Raw genomic sequence first — 21,174 nt, forward strand, 5'->3', positions numbered from 1 at the left:
CCATCCCAAAGGGAATTCCAAGATGCATGCCGATCTGGTCACCTTCAGTAGCCGGCTCGCCGGACTGGCCAGCCTCGACGCCTGCCTGGACGCCGTGCAGGACACCGCCGACGGCTTCGGCTGCAAGGCGCTGATCTACGACTATGCTCCGGTACCCCTCAGCCACGAGGGGGTGCTCATCACCCCTTCGGTGTTCAAGGTGCGCAATGCCCCGGCGGACATGCAGGCCTTCTGGTGCGAGCGCGGCTACTACCAGATTGACCCCGTGCAGCAGTGCGCCAGCCGGCGGGCGACGCCTTTCGTCTGGTCGTTTCGCAGCGAAACCCGCAGCGCCCTGCGCGAATACCTCGGTGACAGCCATCGCCCGGTGACCTGCTACGTACGCGACAGCGGCCTCGCCACCGGGGTGACGGTGCCCTTGCACCTGCCGGGCGGCGCCTTCGCCACCCTTACCGGCATCCTCGATGCCGACGCCCGCGATGCCGAGGCCGCCGGCGAGGCCTGCCTGGGCGCCTTCCTGGTGCTGGCCCATGCCTTCCAGGCCCGCGCCGACGAACTGCTGGCCCCGGCCGAGCGTCGCTGCGGCCAGATCCGCCTGACGCCCCGGGAGCGTGAATGCCTGCAGTATTCGGCCAAGGGCCTGACCGCCAAGCGCATCGCCGCGACGCTCAACAGGTCCACCGCCACGGTCAACCTGCACCTCAACTCCGCCGCCCGCAAGCTGGGGGCACGCAATAGAGTCGAGGCGGTGGTGCGGGGGCTGCACTATCGGCTGGTGGAAGTGTGAGGGCATGGCGCGATCCGTGGGCTCCTCGACCTTGCGACGAATCTGGTCCACGCCGACACTGGGGTTTCACCTTCCAAGGAATGCCCCATGAGCGCTGCCCGTCCCCCGTTACCCCCCTTCACCCTGGAGACCGCCCGGCAGAAGGTCCGCGCCGCCGAAGACGGCTGGAACGGTCGCGATCCGGCCAGGGTGGCGCTGGCCTATACGGCCGACAGCCGTTGGCGCAACCGCGCTGAATTCTTCCAGGGCCGCGCCGCCATCGAGGCCTTCCTCACCCGCAAGTGGCAGCGCGAACAGGAATATCGGCTGATCAAGGAGCTCTGGGCCTTCAGCGAGGCGCGCATCGCCGTGCGTTTCGCCTACGAATGGCACGACGAGCACGGTCAGTGGTATCGCTCCTACGGCAACGAGAACTGGTATTTCGACGACCAGGGCCTAATGGCCGAGCGTCACGCCAGCATCAACGACCTGCCCATCGACGCGACCGAGCGCCTATTCCACTGGCCCCAGGGGCGGCGGCCGGATGATCATCCGGGGTTGAGTGAGTTGGGGTTGTGAGAACGGCGTAGATTGGGCGTAACGTTGCTCAGCCCGATCTACCTCAGCGATGTTACGCCCGGAGCGTTTCCACCTTCGACAAGCCCAGCGGCAGGCGGGTCTCGCCTGAGGCACTGCCGCGTCCTACACTTGGCGCCCCCGCCCGCTTCGGACCCGCCATGCCAGAGCTCTTCGACCGTCACCAGCTGCAACCCCTGCTCGACCGTATCGCCGCCGCCGCGCCGCGTCATTTTGGCGAAGGCAAGGTGGCCGACTACATCCCGGCCCTGGCCGAGGTAGCGCCGGATCAGTTCGGCATCGCCGTCTGCGACGTCAACGGCCAGGTCTGGCGCGCCGGGGCAGCCGACACGGCGTTCTCCATCCAGTCCATCTCCAAGGTGCTCAACCTGGTGATCGCCATGCAGCGGCTGGACGAGCCGGACATCTGGACCCGCGTCGGTCGCGAGCCCTCCGGTCAGGCCTTCAATTCCATGGTGCAGTTGGAAGAGGAGAAGGGCATCCCGCGCAATCCCTTCATCAACGCGGGGGCGGTGCTGATCTGCGAGTTGCTGGTGTCGCGCATCATGTCCATCCACTGGATGATGCGCGAGCAGGCGCGGCGTCTGGCTGGCAATCCGGCGCTCAATTTCGACGACCGCGTGGCCCGCTCGGAGATGGAACACAAGGCACGCAACGCGGCCCTGGCCTATCTGATGAAGGCCTATGGCAACCTGCACAGCGAGGTGAACGACGTCCTCGACGTCTATTTCCACGGTTGCGCCCTGGCCATGAGCTGCGTCGACGTGGCGCGGGCCTTCGCCTTCCTGGCCAACGGAGGGATCAATCCCCAGGACGGCCAGCCGGTAGTGACGCCCCAGCAGACCCGCCAACTCAATGCCCTGCTGCTGACCTGCGGCCTCTACGATGCCGCCGGTGACTTCGCCTGGCGCGTCGGCCTGCCGGGCAAGAGCGGGGTAGGGGGCGGCATCGTTGCCATCGTGCCAGGGCAGATGAGTATCTGCGTCTGGTCGCCGCGGCTGGACAGCTACGGCAACTCGGTGGCCAGTCTGCGCGCGTTGGAGACTCTGGTCGAGGGGCTCGGCGTCGCGCCCCTGGGCTAGGGCGAGGCTGCAGCCGTTGGCTGTGCGGAGTGGGTGGCCTAACCCGGCAGTGCCTCATTGTGATGCTGCCCAGTGCCACACCGAACCACGTCCCGAAGTCCTATCGATGCTTGCGTGAGCGACCGAAACGTCACACTAGTGGTTTATCACTGCGGTAATCGGCTCCTAGCGGGTAGTGCTTGGTCGAGCGTAGCGGTGAGACATGAAGCGGCTTCGCGGCTCTCTGACCTCGCACGGTGTCTGACCCTAGGCTCCTCCATCGCCGCTATGGACGTACTTTTAGCCAGGTAAATCATCAGCGATGCCCTCAAGATCGGCGGTTTCCGGTCGATAGCGCTCGGGAGCCCATGCACCTTCCTGGATCCCTGAGTGCTCGAATCAAAGGACGCCGCAATGAGTAGATGGTTTGGCAATATTTCCGTAGGCCGGAAGTTGGCCTTGGGGTTCAGCGCAGTCTTGCTGCTCTGCCTGGTCGTGGGCCTGGTGGGCTGGAGCGCCATCGACAAGCTATCCCGGCGTATGGAAATCATGGGCGAGGTCAATGTCCTGCAGCAGGGCGTAGCCACGCTGGGTCAGGATCATGTCGAGTATTTGCGTAGTGCCGGCGCGCCAGAAAAGGGCGGGGCGGTGCAGGACACGCTCAAGCGGGTCGATGCCGGCTACGCCGTGTTGGATGTCGTGATGAACAATCCCGTGAATCGCGAGCTCCTCGAGCGTTTCGCCAAGGCGCTGGCGGAGTACAAAGACAACTTCAAGCTCACCGAAGACGGCTATCGCGCGAGCGGCAGCCGCCAGAGCGGTGATGGGGCCCGCGCCTTGCTGGGCAAGAATGCCGATGCGGCGATGCAGGTGCTGGAGGGTCTGCAGAAGGAACTCACGGCAGATAACTCGGCCGATCTCGAGACCCGGTTCCGCCGCAGCCAGATCCTGGCCCAGGTCAAGGAGCAATTCCAACGGGCGCGCTTCGAAACCCGCGGCTATACCTACAGCGCCGAACCCAAGTTCTTCCAGAAGGCTGCCGAACAGGTCGAGCTGGCCATCAACGGACTCGGCAGCCTCAGCGCGGCGTTCGGTACCCTGGACTCTACCGCCATCAGCCAGCTCGAGACCTATCTGAAAGGCTACCGGACGGCTCTGGACGTCAATCAGGCGGCCTTGCTCAAGATCACGCAAGCCAGCGAAGCCTTGACCGCCAGCAGCCATCACCTGCTCACGCTGAGCAACGAACTCTATGACTCCCAGTTGGCGTTGCGCGCGCGCGACATTCAGCAAGCCTCCTGGTGGCTGATCATTTGCCAGCTCGCCGCCCTCGCCATCGGGGTGGCTGCGGCCTGGACGATCAATCGCCAGATCGTCCCCGCGTTACGCCGGGTGGTGCAGGATGTTGTCCTGCTGGGTCGGGGCGATCTCGCCGAGCGTAACTACGCTCCCCGACGCGACGAGATCGGTCAGTTACAACAGAGCCTGAACCAGACCACCGCCGGCCTGCGCGAGCTGATCGGCCACATCGGCGAGGGTGCTGACCAAGTCGCCAAATCCAGCGAAGACTTGTCGGCCATCACCGATACCAGTCTGCGCGGCACCCAGGAGCAGAAACAGGAAATCGAGCGGGTCGCCACCGCCATGCACCAGATGGCCACCTCGGTGCAGGACGTGGCTCGCAACGCCGTGCAAACCGCGGAAGCGGCGGATAGCGCGGTGCAGCATGCCAGCGACGGTACTCAGGTGGTGAGGCAGACGGTGCAGCAGATCGACCAACTGTCCGCCGAGGTCGAGCAGGCCGCTCTGGCGATGAACCAACTGGAGGCGGAAAGCAGCAAGATCGTCAACGTCCTGGACGTCATCAAGTCAGTCGCCGAGCAAACCAACCTGCTGGCCCTCAACGCCGCCATCGAGGCGGCCCGGGCCGGGGAAGCCGGGCGGGGTTTCGCGGTCGTCGCCGATGAGGTTCGCGCCCTGGCCCAGCGGACCCAGCAGTCCACCCAGGAGATCCAGCAACTGGTCGAGGCGTTGCAAACCGGAACCCTGACCGTGGTGGAGCGCATGAGCGCCAGTCGCAACCTGACGTCCAACAGCGTCGCTCTGATACGCGACACCGGTACGGCGCTCGAGCATATCTGCGCGGGCATCGCTGGGGTCCAAGTCATGACGCAACAGATCGCCACGGCTGCCGAGGAGCAGAGTTCGGTCGCCGAGGAGGTCAATCGCAGCGTGTTGAACGTGCGTGAAATCGCCGATCAGGCGGCGACCTCCAGTGCCCAGACCAATCAGGCGTCCGCCGATCTCGCCCTGCTCGGCCAGGGCCTGCAGACGCAGTTGCGGCACTTCCGCGTCTGATCGGCGCGCGGACGCCGGTCGTTCGGGCGCCCGTGGGCTAGTAGGCCATGGACAGGCTGAGGGTCACCTGGGGCACCAGGCTGTCGGTTTCGCCGTCCGGGCCGCTCAACTCGCGCAAGGCGCCGTCGCGATAGAGCGCCAGGGCCTCGGCGCGGGCGCTCCAGCGCGTCTCGCCCCAGCGAAAGGGCTGCTCCAGCGCCAGGCCGGTGCGGGCATAGAGGCGGTCGCCGGAATCCGGGCCATAGAAGCCGTTCCAGCCCACCCCCAGGGCGCTGGGAAAACTCAGGCGCAGGCCATTCGGCGAGAGATCCAGCCCCGGCTCCAGGCTGCCCTGGGTATAGAGGCCGCCATCGCCCTGGGTACGGGTGGTCACCGCCAGGCCCGGTCGCCAGGCGCCCAGGCCCGAGTCGGCCTGGTAGGCCAGGGTCAGGCTGGCCTCCTGGGTCGTGGCCGCCACATCGTTGGGACTGGTCTTGACCGTATAGACGAAGCCGACCCGTAAGCCCTCCGTCGGCGATACCACCAGACCCAGCAAGTTGTTGCTCTCGTACCAGCGTCGCGGGCTGACCCGCTCGTCGTGGGACGGCGTATGGAAGCCATTACTGCTGCTGAATACTAGCCAGGCGTCGGTCGCACCCCCGGGCGCCTGGTGCAGGTCGAGGGCGAAACCGACCTGGGCGTGCAGCGGGATGCGGTCGAGACTGGCCGCGTCGTCATCGTAGTTGCCGCGGGAGAAGTCGCCGTTACGGACGTCGAGGCCCAGCTGCGGATGGAAGCGTCCAGAGGCCTCGCTGACGTCCACGCTGCCCAAGCTAGCATCCTCGCTCTCGATGGAGGGCACGCTGCGTGCGTCGGCGTTGGCGGCACCTGAAGACAACAGCCCGCTGGCGAAGAGGGCGGTGATCAGAAGGGAGCGCATGACGTCGTCCTCGGCAGGGTGCCCGAACCGTGCTGGTCTGGCCGACCCGAGGTTGGGACCGGTAGGCCAGGGCGCGGTTCCCGTGCGCTCAGGCCTGGGCGGCCTCACTGTCGCGCAGCATCTGCAACAGGCGAACACGCCGGCTCTCCAGTTCGTCGATCTGCCGTTCCAGCGTCCGCAGCCGCTCGCGCTGGGCTGCCGAGGTCTCCGGACAGGCCAGGGCGCCCTCGATCAGTCGCATGCAGTCGGGAAAGCCGCGGATCTCTGCCAGGCTGAAGCCGGCGCCGAGCAGCCGCTGCAACTGCCGGACCTGGGTCACGGCGCTGGCCGGAAAGTGGCGATAGCCATTGGCACCGCGGCCCGCCACCAGCAGGCCCTGGGCCTCGTAGTGGCGCAGTGAACGTACGCTGACCCCGGTGGCGGCAGCGAGCTGACCGATGCTGAGGGAAGGCGAGGCTGCAGTCATGACGACGATCCGGCGCTAGGGAGTGCCCGCCACTATCGCATGGCGCAACGCTGCTTGACCCTCACATTGGTGTCAGCCTCGACACTGGCCGTCCCTTTTTATCGGAGACCTGCCATGCGTCCGTTGCGCCTGCTCTTGCCGATCCTGCTGCTGAGTCTGACCAGTCTGGCCGCCCAGGCCCGCGAATGGCGGGTGACCGCTCCCGACGGCGTAGCGCTGGCCGTCCAGGAGCAGGGCGATCCCAAGGGTGTGCCCATCATCTTCATCCACGGCCTGCTGGGCAGCCGGTTGAATTGGCAGGCCCAGCTCGCCAGCCCCGAATTGAGCCGCTTCCGCCTGATCACCTACGACCTGCGCGGCCATGGCCAGTCCGGCAAGCCAGTCGGCGCCGCGCCCTATCGCGAAGGCCGTCGCTGGGCCGACGACCTGTCGGCAGTCATCGCCGCCACCGGTGCCCACCGGCCCGTGCTGGTGGGCTGGTCGCTGGGCGCCACGGTGATCTCCAACTACCTGGCCCGGCATGGCGATGCCGACCTCGCCGGTGTGGTCTACGTGGACGGCGTAATCGAACTGGCCTCGGCGCAGATCGTGCCGCATCCCGAGGTCTATCGGGATCTGGTCTCCCCCGACCTGCGCACCCATCTGGAAGCGATCCGCACCTTCCTCGCCCTCTGCTTCGCCACACCGCCCGCGCCGGAGCTGTTCCAGCAGCTGTACGCCACCGCTGCCATGGCTTCCTGGGACATGCAGAGTGCTGTGCAGCAACAGGATGTCGCCGCCGCCAAGGGACTGGGCCGGATGCGCGTACCGCTCTGGCTGCTCTATGGTGAACAGGACGCCCTGGTGCGACCCGAGGCCTCTATCGCCCGGGCCCAGGCGCTGAATCCGCGCCTCACGGCCACGCGCTATGCTGCTTCCGGCCATGCGCCCTTTCTGGAAGAAGCGCCACGCTTTAATCATGATCTGGCCATCTTTGTCGACCACCTGGAGCGCCCCCAGCCATGACCGCCTTCCCCGGTTTTACCCCGCTCAGCCAGGACACGGCCTCGGCCGCCTTTCGGGGCGTGATCGGCGGCCAGGGCCCGACGGTCCTGCTGCTGCACGGCTATCCCCAGACCCACCTGGCCTGGCGCTACATCGCTCCGGTGCTGGCCCAGCACTATCGGGTCGTGGTGCCCGACCTGCCGGGTTACGGCGCCAGCCGCCAGCTCGACCACCGCTCGCGCTGGACCAAGCGGCGCGTGGCGGCGGCCCTAGTGGAGCTGATGGACGCACTCGGCCTGCCGCGCTTCGCAGTGATCGGTCATGACCGGGGTGGCCGCGTCGGCTATCGCCTGGCCCTGGATCATCCCGCGCGGGTCGAACGCTATGCCTCGCTCACCGTGGTTCCCACGCCGGAAGTCTGGCAGGCCTTCGGCCGCGAGCGCAGCCTGGCGAATTTCCACTGGACCTTTCTCGCCCAGCCGGCGGACCTGCCCGAGCGACTGCTGGCGGCTGCTCCCGAGGCCTTTCTCGATCAGGCCCTGGCGCGCATGGCCGGCGGTCTGGAACAGGTCGAACCCCAGGCCCTGGCGGCCTATCGCCAAGCCTTTCGCGATCCAGAGGTGCGCCGGGCCATCTGCGAGGACTATCGCGCCGGCGCCGATGATGACCTGGCCGACGATCTCGCTGACCAGGCGCGGGGGCATCTTCTGATGTGTCCGTTGCTGGTGCTCTGGCCTGAGCAGCAAGGGGGCGAATCGCCCTTGGCCATCTGGCGCCGCTGGGCGCTCGACGTGCGTGGGTGCGCTGTGCCCGGTGGGCATCTGCAACCGGAGGAGTCACCACAGGAAGTACTGGCCGCGCTACGACCCTTTCTCGAAGGTAAGCGTTGAGCGAATGAGTCTATTCAAAGGCGGCGGTACGGAGCACAAGTAGGTGGCGCCGTCGCAAGGCCTTATCGATTTCCGAAACTGTGGCGAAATTCTGGAAATACCAAAACCGGAGTAAGCCAATGACAGCAGTCAACCAAAAGCAGCCGTTGCCGTAGGGCAGCTAGCGGCCAAAAGCGGGACTGGCCCTCAGAAGGATTATGGAGCTACCTAAGGCCAAATAGCTAATGTAATAACCTGGAGTTCAATTCGATCCTGATTCAATGGCCTATAGCTATTATCGAGTGCTATAACCTCATTCTGGTCAGGCCTCCGGTGTTTGGGGCCTTTCGTGGGCAAGTGATCTGCAGACGACTCTGCACCAAGGACGATGATGGAACCCGTAATCTATACCAGCCGCTTCAACAGCTACCTGAGAAAGCTGAACAGCATCGGTCAGAAAAAAATCGTACAGGCCGTTCGCGCTGCGATGACCGAAGCAGGTACGAACGGTACGATCGAATCCTTACCAAGGACGAAGCATGGAGAGAGCCGGCTGAAGAACGTCGAGAAATTTGATCTACCCGACGCTTACAGGCTCGTCGTTCAGTTGGTTGACGGTGTAAAAAAATCCCGTGCATTCCTTTTTGTAGGCACCCACGACGAGGCAGAGAGATGGCTCGACAGCCATCGAAACTACACTTGGGTGAAGAGCCCTAGCGACGGCACGTTGAATTTTCTCCCGATCACCTACGATGAGCAGCGCCACATCCCGGCCGACAGGCTTGATCTAGACAGCCCTGAAATCGACTTACTTTCACCTCTGCTTCGCTACGTGCCTGAGACCGATTGGTCTAGGCTGCCATGTACAGACGCTCAGAAAGAATTCGCAAAAAAAGTGACTGGCGAGCAGTACGAGCAGGACGCGGCTGGCATCTTGGAAAAGCTTGATGCCCTTGGTGACTACGAATCTGCAAGCCTGCTGTTTGACCTGTTGGTGTTGAGCCACGGCAAAGAGTGGGGAGAGGTCAACCAGCGCATGGGTATCCAGGGGCGCCCGCAGGCAATCGCCGACGAGAACCTTCTGAATGAAATGCAGTCGATCATCAATGCCGAGCATTTCGTCACGTTCGATGATGCGGGCCTTCTAGACGATTTCTTCAGTAAGAAAACCTTCTCTGAGTGGATGCTGTTCCTCCATCCCGAACAGAAGAAAATCGCTCAACGCGAGTACCGCGGCCCGGCACGCCTACGTGGCGTTTCCGGTAGCGGTAAGACCTCGGTACTGGTTCACCGCGCTCGTTTCCTGGCAAAAAAGTACAACCAGCCCGTGCTCCTGGTCACCTTAACTCAGAGCATGAGCAGCCTTCTTCAGAGGCTAGTGGAAGACCTGTGCGGGCATGAGCGTCATCTCATCTATACCAAAACGATGAACTCGCTCGCACGAGACGCAAGCAGTGATTTGCACGGTCGCGCACCATTATCACCCGAAGTGCAGCACCAGCTCCTGAGCACCTGCATCATCAATCTCAAAAACGATCCAAGCTTCGCCAAGACACCGATGGCTTCGATGTCCGATCAAGAGCTTCGTAGCTTCCTCAAGGAGGAGTTCGAGTATGTGCGAGGTCGCCTATGCCCTACCGACTTCAAGGCCTATCTGGACTCGTCCATATTCCATCGCCGTGGCCGCGCAATTCCCCTCAATAAGACCTCGCGTGAATTGATGGTACGAGCTGTTGAGGCATACGTTGCCGGTCTAGAGGGCAACGGCATTATCGACCATGAGCTAATCGTATCCCAAGCGGTTGGATCGTTGATCAATAACGAAGATCAGAAAGTCCAGTTCCGCTGCATTCTTATTGACGAGGTTCAGGATCTGACTGAACTGGACGTTGTATTGCTGAGCAAGCTGACGACACCAGATGGCGCGCGATTAGCAGACGTCGAGAACGGCTTGTTCCTAGCAGGAGACGGTGCTCAAAGCATCTATAAGCGCGGGTTTGCTCTCAAACGCGCTGGCATCGATGTCATTGGACGAAGCGTTAGCCTCAAGAAGAACTACAGAAACACCCACGAAATTCTGACCGCCGCGTTCAATTTAGTGTCGCAATTTGAGTTCTCCGACACTGATGAAGACGAAGTTCAAAAGCCTTCACTGCCCGATTTTGCTAAACGCCACGGAGAGCGTCCACTTCTGCTGCGGTGTGCCACCACCCATGATGAAGTCGAGGCCGTAGCACGTCAGGTGTATGCGCTGCTCGCCATGGGGCAAACCGCAGGGCAGATTTGCGTAATCGCCCCTCAGAAATCCCTTCGCGAGGAAGTTCGAGTTGCACTGGAGGCTAAAGGCATTTCCAACGCAGAGCTGAGGCAAGATGTTCACTACGAAAGCGACAATGTGAAGATCAGTACGATCGAATCTGCCAAAGGCCATGAATTCGCGACCGTCCTCATCATGGGGTTAGTTGAAGGTGTTTTGCCGCAGTCAAACATTCAGTCTCACGAGCTCGCTCGTGAAACCTCAAGGCTTTATGTGGCCATGACCCGTGCTCGAGAGTCGCTCTTCATGACCTATAGCCCAAACGCAAGTTATCCTGCATCTCGATTCATCCAGGCCATCGTTAAAGACTGCAACGAAGCCCGGTATCGCCAAGGTGAGATCCTCCCAGTTGAAGCCTGACCACCTGGCTTTTCGCCTCCATATTCAGGATTAGCAGTCTGAATTGAAATCGCACTGTAGGGACTGCCCGGCAGTGCGATTGTCCTCAGCTTTGTAGTGATTAACATTCCCGGACACAGAATTAGGTTTTTCTTCGGTAACCGCCGGCGGCACGAAACGGAAAGGGGACAAATTTATTTATTGGAATCACTGGCCGCTAGCTGCCCTACCGCAATGGCAGCTTTGGTTCGATAACAGCCCTTCGAGCTTTTCCCTCGCCATTAAAGGCTATCTCTAAATTGTCTACCGAAAATTCCGCAGACATTCGTAGCTATTACTAGCAGAACCTAGAGCCATTGCATTAATTGCCACCAGCAGTCGCAGCTAATTCGAAAATCCGGAGCCGCCGATTAAGGCCTTCGCTGACGAGGAGTCGCCCTTGTTTCGGAAACCAGCACCTTTCGCTGCCTGTGGCCTTGTAACGAATGCTCAGAGTACCGGCGAGAACACCCGCGCGACCCGCATGGCCACCCGCCGCCAGCGACGCAGGGCGTTGTTGTCCTCTGGGGTGAGTTCGCGCGAGCGGCTGAAGTCGTATTCCAGCATCTTGCGCACCTCCCAGGCGAACTGGACGTCCATCACCATCACCATGACCTCGAAATTGAGGCGGAATGAGCGGTTGTCCAGGTTGGCGCTGCCCACCGCGGCTACGTCCTCGTCGATCAGCACCACCTTCTGGTGCAGGAAGCCCGGGCCGTAGCGGAACACCCGGATGCCGGCGTGTACCGCCTCGAAGGCATAGAGGTAGGAGGCCGCATAGACCACCTTGTGATCGGGCCGCGAGGGCAGCAGGATGCGCACGTCGACCCCGCGCAGGGCGGCCAGGCGCAGTGCTGCCGAAACGGCTTCGTCGGGAATGAAGTAGGGCGAGGTGATCCAGACGCGATGGCGCGCCGAGTGGATGGCCTCGACGAAGAACAGCGAACAGGTCTCCTGATCGTCCGCCGGGCCGCTGGGCACCACCTGGCAGAGCACCCCACCGTCCTCGTAGCGCTCCGGCAACAGCAGGCTGGGCAATTGCCGGGTCACCCAGTACCAATCCTGAGCGAAGCACTCCTGCAGGGTGACCAGCGCCGGGCCACGCAACTCCAGGTGGGTGTCGCGCCAGGGCGCCAGCGGCGGCTTGAGTCCCATGTATTCATCGCCGACGTTGAGCCCGCCGGTGAAGCCCACCTCGCCGTCCACCACCACGATCTTGCGGTGGTTGCGGAAGTTGACCTGGAATCTGTTGATCAGCCCGCGTCTGTTGCTGAAGCCCTTCACCTCGCAGCCGGCCTCACGCAGTTTCTCTACGTAGGCGCGCGGTAGGGCGTGGCTGCCGATAGCGTCATACAGCAGGAACACCTTGACCCCGGCGCGGGCGCGGTCGAGCAGGGTGTTCTGCAAGGCCAGGCCCAGGGTGTCGTCATGGATGATGAAGAATTGCACCAGCACGACTTTCTGGGCAGCGCGGATGGCGCCGAGAATGGCGGCGAAGGTCTCCTCGCCGTTGACCAGCAGCCGCACCTGGTTGTTGGCCACGCAGGGCGTGCCGGTAAGGGCGGTCATGGCCTTGAGCTTGCGGTTGGCCGCGCTGCACTGCTGGGCGGCCATGGCCTCGGCGATCCAGGGGCGCCAGTCCAGCTCGGCGGCCTGGCGCGCCATCTCCTCGTCGGCCTGGCGCCGCGCCTTCACGTAGCTGTCGAAGCGCCGCCGGCCGAACACCAGATAGGGAATCAGGCTGAGGAAGGGCATGAACACCAGTGCCATGGCCCAGGCCATGGCACCCTGGGCGGTGCGTACCGTGACGATGGCGTGCACCGCCGCGCTGATGCCGATCAGCTCGATGAGCAGGGCGATGTAGTGGAGGTCGAGGGGTAGTTGCGGCACTCGGGTATCCTTCTCCGGGGCGGATCAGAGAGGTTGGACCGCCTTCAGTACCACGAATTTCGGCGTCGCGGCGATCTGTTCGACACGCTTGAACAGCCGCTTGAGTTTGACGTGATAACCCAGGTGGCGATTACCCACCAGCCAGAGTTCGCCTTGCTCGGTCAGCGCCGCCCGCGCCTGCTGGAACATGCGCCAGGCGAGGAAGTCACCCACCACCTGCTGCTGGTGGAAGGGCGGATTGCACAGGATCAGCTCCAGCGAGCGCGGCGGCTGGTCGGCCAGGCCGTCGGCAGCGCGGAAGGTGGCCGGCCGGTCGGGGAAGGCCGCGGCCCAGTTCTCCCGCGCCGACTGCACCGCCATGTAGGACTCGTCGACCAGGGTGAATTGCGCCTCGGGGTTGGCCAGGGCGCAGGCCAGGGCCAGCACGCCATTGCCACAGCCGAGGTCTGCTACCCGTGCGCTCCCCAGCCCCCGGGGCAGGTGCGGCAGGAAGGCGCGGGTGCCGATGTCCAGGCCTTCGCGGCAGAAGACGTTGGCGTGGTTGATCAGCGTCAGCGCCGGTGACTCCAGGCGATAACGCGAGGGGTAGGGCGAAGCCACTGCTGGACGAGTTTCGGGGGTAGCGAAGAGCAGTCGCGCCTTCTTCACCGCCAGCGACGCCTGCACCGGGCCGATATGGCGTTCCAGCAAATCCCCCGCAGCGCGCGGCAGGTGCTTGAGCATCCCGGCGGCGATCACCCGGGCACCGGGCGCCAGTTGGCCGTGCAGGCGAATCAGTTGTTCTTCCAGCAGGGCCAGGGTCTTGGGCACCCGCACCAGCACCAGGTCGAAGGGACCGCTGGTCGCTTCACTGGCCGGCACGAAGGTCACGGCGTCGGCGGCCAGGCCGTTGCGCGCCAGGTTCGCCTGCAGCGCCAGGGCCGCCAGGTGCGAGTCGCCACTGGAAGTCACCCGGGCGTGGCCGGCCAGGCTGGCCGCCAGGGCGCCGAAGGCGTCGTTGAGCACCAGCACCCGGGCGGCGGGGTCCAGACCGCTTTCGGCGACCTGCTGCAGCAGGTATTCGTCGGCGGCGTCGAAGGCCTGCAGGGGATCGTCGCGGCGGGGCGGCTGACGGTCGAGTTCGAGGGTGGCGAAGGGCGAGACGAGAGAAGGCATGGTATCTGTCGGTGTTTATCGGCGGCCCAGTGCGGGACAATGGCTCTAAGCAATCGGGAAAAAGAGGCCAGTATGACCGCCACCGAAGACAAGTTCACCCGCGAGACGATCACCGCCGTCTGGCCCTGGAGCGACAACCTCTTCAGCCTGAGGACCACCCGTGATCCGCGCTTTCGCTTCCGTGCCGGCCAGTTCGCCCGCCTGGGCGTGCGCAAGGCCGATGGCGACGTGGTCTGGCGCGCCTACTCCATGGTCTCGGCGCCCCACGATGAATTCCTCGAATTCTTCTCCATCGTGGTGCCCGGCGGCGCCTTCACCAGCGAACTGAGCCGTCTGCGCGAGGGCGACGAGCTGCTGGTGGAAAAGCAGCCCTACGGCTATCTCACCCTGGAGCGCTTCGGCGGCGGTCGCGATCTCTGGCTGCTGGCCACCGGCACGGGCCTCGCGCCCTTCCTGTCGATGCTGCAGGAGCCCGACACCTGGGAGCGCTTCGAGCGCATCATGCTGGTCTACAGCGTGCGCGAGGCCCGCGACCTGGCCTACCAGGAGGTCATCCACGGCTACGACCAGGTGGAGCACCTCGAAGGTCTCACCGACCGCCTGGTCTATGTGCCCGTGGTGACCCGCGAAGACCATCCTGGCGCCCTGCGCGGCCGCATCACCGCCCTGATCGAGAACGGCGAGCTGGAACGCGCCGCTGGCGTTGCGCTCTCGCCCGAGCATTCGCGCATCCTCATCTGCGGCAATCCGAAGATGGTCGACGACACCCGCCAGTTGCTCAAGACCCGCGATCTGCAACTGGCGCTGAGCCGCCGGCCGGGACAGGTAGCCGTGGAAAACTACTGGTAGCGGTAGGGCGCGGCGGGCGTCTTTACGATTTCTTCACAATTGGAAAAGGTTAGACCTTTAGTTTTAGGCTGGCCTTGCTCTAGGATCGGAGATTCCAAGGCTACTTTCCGAGTCCCGATGAGCAGTGACAGATCCGAGCCGCCCCCGGCCCCCTGGCCAGGTGCGGCTGACACCCCCTCCCGCTTCATGACCTCCGCGGCCGTTCGGCCTCTTCTGGCGGAGGTGTCCTGCTAATGGAATGGATCGCCGATCCCACTGCCTGGCTGGGCTTGCTCACCTTGATCGTCCTGGAAATCGTCCTGGGCATCGACAACCTGGTCTTCATCGCCATCCTCGCCGACAAGCTGCCGCCCGCGCAGCGCGACAAGGCGCGCGTCATCGGCCTGTCGCTGGCGCTGATCATGCGCCTGGGCCTCCTGGCCAGCATCTCCTGGATGGTCACCCTCACCGAACCGTTGTTCGAGGTATTCGGCAAGGCCTTCTCCGGCCGCGACCTCATCATGCTGTTCGGCGGTATCTTCCTGCTGTTCAAGGCCACCACCGAGCTGCACGAACGCATCGAGGGCCACACCCACAAGACCGGGGGCAGCCGCACCTACGCCGCCTTCTGGCCGGTGGTGGCGCAGATCGTGGTGCTCGACGCCGTGTTCTCGCTGGACGCCGTCATCACCGCGGTGGGCATGGTCGAGCACCTGAGCGTGATGATGATCGCCGTGATCATCTCCATCGGCCTGATGCTGGTGGCGAGCAAGCCGCTGACCGCCTTCGTCAACGCCCACCCCACGGTGATCATGCTGTGCCTGGGCTTCCTGATGATGATCGGCCTGAGCCTGACCGCCGAAGGCCTGGGTTTCCACATTCCCAAGGGCTATCTGTACGCCGCCATCGGCTTCTCGATCCTCATCGAGCTGGCCAACCAGGTGGTGCGCTGGAAACGCAAACGCCAGTTGCACGAGCGGCATGGCATGCGCGAGCGCACCTCCCAGGCCGTGCTGCGGCTCTTGGGCGGGCGCCTGCGTGAAGACGAGGTGGACGAGGACATCGCCGAGCTGATGGATGGCGAGAAGGGCGAAGGCCCGGTGTTCGATCGCCGGGAGCGGTTGATGATCAGCGGCGTGCTGCAACTGGGCGAGCGCCCGGTGCGTGCGGTGATGACCGCCCGTGCCGATGTCGACATCCTCGATGCCGACGCCGCCCCGGAGCGCCTGCGCGAGCAACTGCTGGCCTCGGCCCACTCGCGTCTGCCGCTGGTGGTAAACGGCAACATCGACGAACCCCTGGGCTACGTGCACAAGAAGGAGCTGTTCGCCGACATCCTGCAGGGCCAGACCCCCGACCTGCGCAATCGCGTACGTACCCCCATCCACCTGCCGGCTCAGGCCACGGTGCTCAGCGCCCTGGAACAGTTGCGTGCGGCCTCGACCCACGTGGCCTTCGTGGTCAACGAATTCGGCGGCTTCGAAGGCCTGCTGACCCTCACCGACATCCTCGAGGCCATCGCCGGCGAATTGCCGGACGCCAGCGAGGACAGCCTGCCGGAGCTGGAAAAGGTGGAGAACGGCTATCGCGCCAGCGGCGGCCTGAATCTGCATCCGCTGGCCCAGCGCACCGGCTTCCAGGTGGAGGAAAACGAGGACTATCAGACCCTGGGCGGATTGGTGGTGGACCTGCTGGGACGTCTGCCGACGGTGGGCGACCGCCTGGAATACCAGGGCTGGCAACTGACGGTCGAGTCGGTCAAGGATCGGCGGATCGGCTGGATCCGCCTGGAGCGACCCGCCTCCGAGTGAGGCGGGGTCTACTAGAACTAAGGGGTGATCGGCGGTTCCTGTTTGACTACAGGCGCCTCGGTCACCTTGCTGTTCTGCTCCTTGAGCAGGTCGCGGATTTCGGTCAGCAGTACCTGGTCCTTGGTCGGACCGGACGGTGCGGCTTCCTGATGCAGGCGCAGACGGTTGAGCACCTTGATCGCCATGAAGATGGCGAAGGCGATGATCACGAAGTCGAAGATGGTCTGCAGGAATTTGCCGTAGGACATCACCACCGCCGGCTTGTCGCCCACCGCCGCTCTCAGGGTGATCGCCAGCTGCGAGAAGTCCACGCCGCCCAGCAGCAGACCCAGCGGCGGCGTGATGATGTCGGCCACGAAGGACGACACTATCTTGCCGAAAGCGGCACCCAGGATGATACCGACCGCCAGGTCGACCACGTTGCCCCTCATGGCGAACTTCTTGAACTCGGCGAGAATACTCATGCTGCACTCCTTTGGATGATTTCGAAGAGAAGATAGCCGATTTTGACCGCTTCGCTCGGTTTTGGAGCCTCGCTAACGGTCTTTGGGTTCCCTGGTAGCGGCAAATTCCCTGGAAATCGGCAGCTGGTCGTGGCTGTCGCACTTTGGTGAAGGGCTTGGGTCCACCCTTGTACGACGAGGGCGGTGGCCTTCGCGACTTCAACATTCAGAGCCCAGGAGCCTCAGATGGTTGCCAAACACGACCTGCACAAAGACTTTCCCGAATATGCCGAGCAGCTCGATAGCCGTCCGCAGTCCGATCCGGCGTTCGCCAAGCTACTCGAGGATTACCAGGCGCTCGACCAGCAGATCCTCGACCTGGAAGCGGTGGAAGAGTCCAGCGGCGACGAAGAACTGGGTCGGCTGCGGCGCGAGCGCGTCCTGCTCAAGGACAAGATCGCCCAGCAGCTGAAATACCCCTCCTAGAGACCCAGGCCCGGCGCCTGTCGTCGGGCTTCGCTTATCGCGATTGGCAAGGGCGTTTGGCGTTGCCATGATGGCTCCTTCAGGAGAGGAGCCGATGACAGACGAAGAGGCGATGTACCTACAGTGGCACCTATGGATCACCGAAGCGGCCGTGGAAGAGCAACGCCGCCGAGTGCACCGGGAATTCGCGGAATACAGCCGCCTGCTGGCCTGCCAGCACCGCCTGGAGCAGGAGCTCTGGCAACAGTCGCTACCGAGCTGGCTGCGGAACAGCGATACCGGGGTGTCGATGCTAAAACACTGATTCTAGAAACACTGGCCAAACATTCGGCCTTGAAAAGCTCGTGCTGAACGACGAGTGACGCTTGGTGGTCAATCGGGTACCCCAAACGAGTTTCACGGGGTGAGCGAGGTTACTCCGGCCTACCTGGCCCTCCCAACGAGGATGTCCCCATGAAGCGTACCGCTTTGATCGCCCTGATGATGTTTGCCGCCGCACCCGTATTCGCCAAGGATCTCTGTAGCATCCAGCTGCAGAAGCTGGACGATGCCAGCAAGATGAAAACCAACATGATCGGCCCGGGCAGTTCCCAGGCGCAGCAGATCGCCAACTTCCGCAAGAACGCCATGGAAGCCCACAAGGCCGGTGATGAGAAGACTTGCATCGCCCAGGCCAACCAGGCACTGACCATGCTGCGTCAACCGGGCGAGGGCAACTAGTCTTCAAGCCGGCAGGCCAAAGAGGCGCGCTCCCCAGGATCGCGCCTTTTTACTGTCTATGTATCCAGTCGTGGTATGCTCAGAGCCTTTCCTTCTCGACTGGAGAATTCCGCCATGGCCAAGGCCAAGCGTCTCTACGGCTGCACCGAATGCGGTGCCACCTTTCCCAAATGGGCAGGCCAGTGCGGCGAGTGCGGCGCCTGGAACACCCTGGTGGAAACCATCGTCGAGACCTCCGCCGTGCCCTCCGGGCGGGCCGGTTGGGCCGGTCAGCAGGCGACGATCAAGACCCTGGCCGAAGTCAGTGTCGAGGAAACCCCGCGCTTCACCACCGATTCCACCGAGTTGGACCGCGTGCTCGGTGGTGGCCTGGTGGACGGCTCCGTGGTGCTGATCGGCGGTGACCCTGGCATCGGCAAGTCCACCATCCTCTTGCAGACCCTTTGCCATCTCGCCGCGCGCATGCCGGCGCTCTATGTCACCGGTGAGGAATCCCAGCAGCAGGTGGCCATGCGCGCTCGCCGCCTGGGTCTGCCGGAAGACAAGCTCAAGGTGATGACCGAGACCTGCATCGAGACCATCGTCGCCACTGCGCGCCAGGAAAAGCCGCGAGTCATGGTGATCGACTCCATCCAGACCATCTTCACCGAGCAACTGCAATCCGCCCCTGGCGGCGTGGCCCAGGTGCGCGAGAGCGCGGCCCTGCTGGTGCGCTTCGCCAAGCAGACCGGCACCGCCATCTTCCTGGTCGGCCACGTCACCAAGGAAGGCGCCCTGGCGGGACCGCGGGTGCTCGAGCACATGGTCGATACCGTGCTCTATTTCGAGGGCGAATCCGATGGCCGCCTGCGGATGCTGCGGGCGGTGAAGAACCGTTTCGGCGCGGTCAACGAACTAGGCGTGTTCGGCATGACCGACAAGGGCCTCAAGGAGGTCTCCAACCCCTCGGCGATCTTTCTCAATCGCGCCCAGGAGGCGGTGGCCGGCAGCGTGGTCATGGCCACCTGGGAGGGCTCGCGGCCCATGCTGGTCGAGGTGCAGGCGCTGGTCGACACCAGTCACCTGGCCAACCCACGGCGGGTCACCGTCGGCCTGGATCAGAATCGCCTGGCCATGCTGCTGGCAGTGCTGCATCGCCATGGCAGCATTCCCACCTACGACCAGGACGTCTTCATCAACGTGGTCGGAGGGGTGAAGGTGCTGGAAACGGCGGTCGACCTGGCGCTGATGTCCGCGGTGATCTCCAGCCTGAGGGATCGCGCCCTGCCGCACGACCTGCTGGTGTTCGGCGAGATCGGCCTGTCCGGCGAGATCCGCCCGGTACCCAGTGGCCAGGAGCGCTTGAAGGAGGCCGCCAAACACGGCTTCAAGCGGGCCATCGTGCCCAAGGGCAATGCGCCCAAGGACCCGCCGCCGGGCTTGCAGGTAGTGGCGGTGACCCGCCTGGAGCAGGCGCTGGATGCGCTGTTCGAATAGCGCTGGGCAGCATTTGTAATATTTTTTAAAACTCTCGGCGGGGCAGGGTGGTCTATCAGGCGCTTCCATGACCCTGGATACCCGCCATGTCTCGTTTGCTCGCGCTTTCCGTATTCCTTGCCGGCCTCGCTACCAGTGCCCTGGTCCAGGCCGCCGATCCCAGTGGCTCCGCCCCGGCCAGCCTGGAAGTGGATCAGCTCGAATGGCAGCGCGCCGACGAGGGCAGCGTCTTCAACTGGGACCTGGAAGGCTGGGCCTTCGGCAGGGGCGCCAACCGCCTGGATTTCCGCAGCCAGGGCGAACGCACCAACGGCCATACCGAGCAGGCCGAGGTGCAGGCGCTCTGGGGACATGAACTGACCAAGGGCTGGGGCAGCGTCGCCGGCATCCGCCAGGACTTCAAGCCCGGCTCACCGCAGACCTGGGCTGCGCTGGGCATCCAGGAGCACGACCCCGAGGATCTCGACATCGAGATCACCGCCTTCTTCGGCGAGAACAACCAGACGGCGCTGCGCCTGGAGGCCGAATACGACTGGTCCCTGACCCAGCGGCTGATCCTCCAGCCCCATACCGAACTGAACTTCTATGGCCGTAACGATGAAGCCCGCGGGCAGGGCGCGGGCTTCGCCGAGAGCGAAGCCGGGCTGCGGCTGAGATACCAGGTGACCCCCGAGATCGCGCCCTACGTCGGCGTATCCTGGAACGCGACCCACGGCAACACGGCCGCCATGGCGCGGGAAGAGGGCGAAGACACCCACGACGCCCGCCTGGTGGTGGGTCTGCATCTGGAGTTCTAGTGTCTAGGCACCCTTGGGTTTTGCTGCGCTCAACCCGACTCACGATGACCGTAGGTTGGGTTGAGACGGCTCTATCGTCGAAGCCCAACAGGCAGCGTTGAAACCTGGGCACCGTTGGGCTGCGCTAACGCTCAACCCAACCTACGGGTGCCGGCCCCGGGTGTAGGTTGGGTTGAGAAGGCTCCATCGTCGAAGCCCAACAGGCAGCGTTGAAGCCTGGGCACCGTTGGGCTTCGCTAACGCTCAACCCAACCTACGGGTGCCGGCCCCTGGTGTAGGTTGGGTTGAGACGGCTCCATCGTCGAAGCCCAACAGGCAGCGTTGACGCCTGGGCATCGTTGGGCTTCGCTTTCGCTCAACCCAACCATCCATGTTCTGCTTAGCGCGTCCCCAAAGCCGCCAATTCGCGCTCCAGCAGCGTCTCGTCGCCGAGATTCAACTCCACCAGGCGCCGCAAGTGGCTGATGGAATCCAGATCGATCTGCCGGCAGGCGAAGGCCAGTTGCACCGACGTTTCCCGGACCAGTTCCACCTCCATGGTCACCTGGGTCTCGTCGTTCAGCAGGATCTTCAGGTGATAAGCCGCGCTCGCTTGGGGTTCCCACTCCGCGGGTCGGCTCAGCAGCACGCCCTTGAGCGAGATGTCGTCCACGGATACCGCCCACTGGCGCTCACCCTGGTGCAACTGTGCAGGTGCATCGAAGCTGAAGCGGGTAAAGCGGCGACGCTCGTTGGTGTCGTTCATGCGCTGACTTCCTGAGGTTTCCTGATCACTGTAGACGACCCTGGTCGTCCCGTTATCGACTTCGGGTACGAGGGTAGCGGGCCGCGCCCGGTGGAGCCAGAGCGAGAC

At 63.8% G+C, this 21,174-nt stretch carries 20 protein-coding genes and 1 pseudogene; 15 read left to right on the top strand and 6 right to left on the bottom strand.

The features are described from left to right. Positions 1 to 22: 22 nt before the first annotated feature. The 5 genes and pseudogenes from CCZ28_RS20235 to CCZ28_RS25210 all read left to right on the top strand — a co-directional run bounded on the left by CCZ28_RS20235 (position 23) and on the right by CCZ28_RS25210 (position 4,782). Complete coding sequence (locus tag CCZ28_RS20235) at positions 23 to 787, top strand: LuxR family transcriptional regulator (RefSeq protein ID WP_140220586.1); 765 nt, start codon at positions 23 to 25, stop codon at positions 785 to 787. Between the two features lie 87 nt (positions 788 to 874). Beyond that, positions 875 to 1,345, top strand: a complete 471-nt coding sequence (locus CCZ28_RS20240) for a DUF1348 family protein (RefSeq protein ID WP_140220587.1) — start codon at positions 875 to 877, stop codon at positions 1,343 to 1,345. 185 nt (positions 1,346 to 1,530) lie between these two features. Then, on the top strand, positions 1,531 to 2,445 hold the full coding sequence (gene glsB / locus CCZ28_RS20245) for a glutaminase B (protein ID WP_205894688.1): 915 nt from the start codon (positions 1,531 to 1,533) through the stop codon (positions 2,443 to 2,445). A 393-nt stretch (positions 2,446 to 2,838) separates the two neighbouring features. Next, positions 2,839 to 3,924: pseudogene (locus CCZ28_RS25205) on the top strand (methyl-accepting chemotaxis protein); the annotation flags it as partial. Between the two features lie 153 nt (positions 3,925 to 4,077). Continuing rightward, positions 4,078 to 4,782, top strand: a complete 705-nt coding sequence (locus CCZ28_RS25210; RefSeq protein WP_437179236.1) for a methyl-accepting chemotaxis protein — start codon at positions 4,078 to 4,080, stop codon at positions 4,780 to 4,782. Between the two features lie 37 nt (positions 4,783 to 4,819). On the opposite strand, the gene CCZ28_RS20255 is transcribed toward CCZ28_RS25210, so the two are convergent. Together CCZ28_RS20255 and CCZ28_RS20260 are read right to left on the bottom strand one after the other, a co-directional pair. Continuing rightward, positions 4,820 to 5,701: a hypothetical protein gene (locus CCZ28_RS20255; protein ID WP_240795185.1), complete on the bottom strand. Its 882-nt coding sequence runs from the start codon at positions 5,699 to 5,701 to the stop codon at positions 4,820 to 4,822. An 88-nt stretch (positions 5,702 to 5,789) separates the two neighbouring features. Further along, positions 5,790 to 6,167, bottom strand: coding sequence for a MerR family transcriptional regulator (locus tag CCZ28_RS20260; protein WP_140220590.1), 378 nt, complete (start codon positions 6,165 to 6,167; stop codon positions 5,790 to 5,792). 114 nt (positions 6,168 to 6,281) lie between these two features. On the opposite strand from CCZ28_RS20260, the gene CCZ28_RS20265 reads away from it, so the two are divergent. The 3 genes from CCZ28_RS20265 to CCZ28_RS20275 all read left to right on the top strand — a co-directional run bounded on the left by CCZ28_RS20265 (position 6,282) and on the right by CCZ28_RS20275 (position 10,697). Continuing rightward, positions 6,282 to 7,172: an alpha/beta fold hydrolase gene (locus CCZ28_RS20265; RefSeq protein WP_140220591.1), complete on the top strand. Its 891-nt coding sequence runs from the start codon at positions 6,282 to 6,284 to the stop codon at positions 7,170 to 7,172. Next, a complete protein-coding gene (locus CCZ28_RS20270) occupies positions 7,169 to 8,041 on the top strand; it encodes an alpha/beta fold hydrolase (protein ID WP_140220592.1) in 873 nt (290 codons plus the stop codon). The genes CCZ28_RS20265 and CCZ28_RS20270 overlap by 4 nt, the downstream gene beginning before the upstream one ends. Positions 8,042 to 8,411: 370 nt before the next feature. Then, complete coding sequence (locus CCZ28_RS20275; protein ID WP_140220593.1) at positions 8,412 to 10,697, top strand: 3'-5' exonuclease; 2,286 nt, start codon at positions 8,412 to 8,414, stop codon at positions 10,695 to 10,697. A 468-nt stretch (positions 10,698 to 11,165) separates the two neighbouring features. On the opposite strand, the gene cls is transcribed toward CCZ28_RS20275, so the two are convergent. Further along, positions 11,166 to 12,605, bottom strand: coding sequence for a cardiolipin synthase (cls, locus tag CCZ28_RS20280; protein ID WP_140220594.1), 1,440 nt, complete (start codon positions 12,603 to 12,605; stop codon positions 11,166 to 11,168). Positions 12,606 to 12,629: 24 nt separating this feature from the next. After that, positions 12,630 to 13,760 (bottom strand): methyltransferase, encoded by a 1,131-nt coding sequence (locus CCZ28_RS20285; RefSeq protein WP_140220595.1) that lies wholly within the window; start codon positions 13,758 to 13,760, stop codon positions 12,630 to 12,632. A 72-nt stretch (positions 13,761 to 13,832) separates the two neighbouring features. Between CCZ28_RS20285 and CCZ28_RS20290 the strand changes: the two genes are divergently transcribed. Together CCZ28_RS20290 and CCZ28_RS20295 are read left to right on the top strand one after the other, a co-directional pair. Beyond that, positions 13,833 to 14,609, top strand: coding sequence for a ferredoxin--NADP reductase (locus CCZ28_RS20290; RefSeq protein WP_140220596.1), 777 nt, complete (start codon positions 13,833 to 13,835; stop codon positions 14,607 to 14,609). A gap of 233 nt (positions 14,610 to 14,842) precedes the next feature. Then, positions 14,843 to 16,399 (top strand): TerC family protein, encoded by a 1,557-nt coding sequence (locus tag CCZ28_RS20295; protein WP_058768143.1) that lies wholly within the window; start codon positions 14,843 to 14,845, stop codon positions 16,397 to 16,399. 17 nt (positions 16,400 to 16,416) lie between these two features. Here the strand turns inward: CCZ28_RS20295 and mscL are convergent, their stop codons facing one another. Continuing rightward, positions 16,417 to 16,863 (bottom strand): large-conductance mechanosensitive channel protein MscL, encoded by a 447-nt coding sequence (gene mscL / locus CCZ28_RS20300; protein ID WP_140220597.1) that lies wholly within the window; start codon positions 16,861 to 16,863, stop codon positions 16,417 to 16,419. A gap of 225 nt (positions 16,864 to 17,088) precedes the next feature. Here mscL and CCZ28_RS20305 point away from each other — a divergent pair, with 225 nt between their 5' ends. From CCZ28_RS20305 to CCZ28_RS20325, 5 genes are all read left to right on the top strand, one after another. After that, entirely contained in the window at positions 17,089 to 17,328 is a 240-nt protein-coding gene (locus CCZ28_RS20305; protein WP_140220598.1) for a YdcH family protein, read from the top strand. Between the two features lie 94 nt (positions 17,329 to 17,422). Then, positions 17,423 to 17,632 carry a hypothetical protein gene (locus CCZ28_RS20310; RefSeq protein ID WP_140220599.1) on the top strand — a complete coding sequence of 70 codons (210 nt, stop codon included), beginning with the start codon at positions 17,423 to 17,425 and terminating at the stop codon, positions 17,630 to 17,632. Positions 17,633 to 17,781: 149 nt separating this feature from the next. Continuing rightward, positions 17,782 to 18,048: a hypothetical protein gene (locus tag CCZ28_RS20315; RefSeq protein ID WP_140220600.1), complete on the top strand. Its 267-nt coding sequence runs from the start codon at positions 17,782 to 17,784 to the stop codon at positions 18,046 to 18,048. A gap of 114 nt (positions 18,049 to 18,162) precedes the next feature. Then, positions 18,163 to 19,524, top strand: coding sequence for a DNA repair protein RadA (gene radA / locus CCZ28_RS20320; protein WP_140220601.1), 1,362 nt, complete (start codon positions 18,163 to 18,165; stop codon positions 19,522 to 19,524). Positions 19,525 to 19,610: 86 nt separating this feature from the next. Then, the gene (locus CCZ28_RS20325) at positions 19,611 to 20,321 is read left to right on the top strand and encodes a copper resistance protein B (protein ID WP_140220602.1); all 711 of its coding nucleotides are present in this window, start codon (positions 19,611 to 19,613) and stop codon (positions 20,319 to 20,321) included. Between the two features lie 379 nt (positions 20,322 to 20,700). Here the strand turns inward: CCZ28_RS20325 and CCZ28_RS20330 are convergent, their stop codons facing one another. Then, positions 20,701 to 21,066, bottom strand: a complete 366-nt coding sequence (locus CCZ28_RS20330; protein WP_140220603.1) for a PilZ domain-containing protein — start codon at positions 21,064 to 21,066, stop codon at positions 20,701 to 20,703. Between the last annotated feature and the right edge of the window lie 108 nt (positions 21,067 to 21,174).

It is taken from the genome of Pseudomonas oryzihabitans, from assembly GCF_006384975.1.
GTDB lineage: Bacteria > Pseudomonadota > Gammaproteobacteria > Pseudomonadales > Pseudomonadaceae > Chryseomonas > Chryseomonas psychrotolerans_B.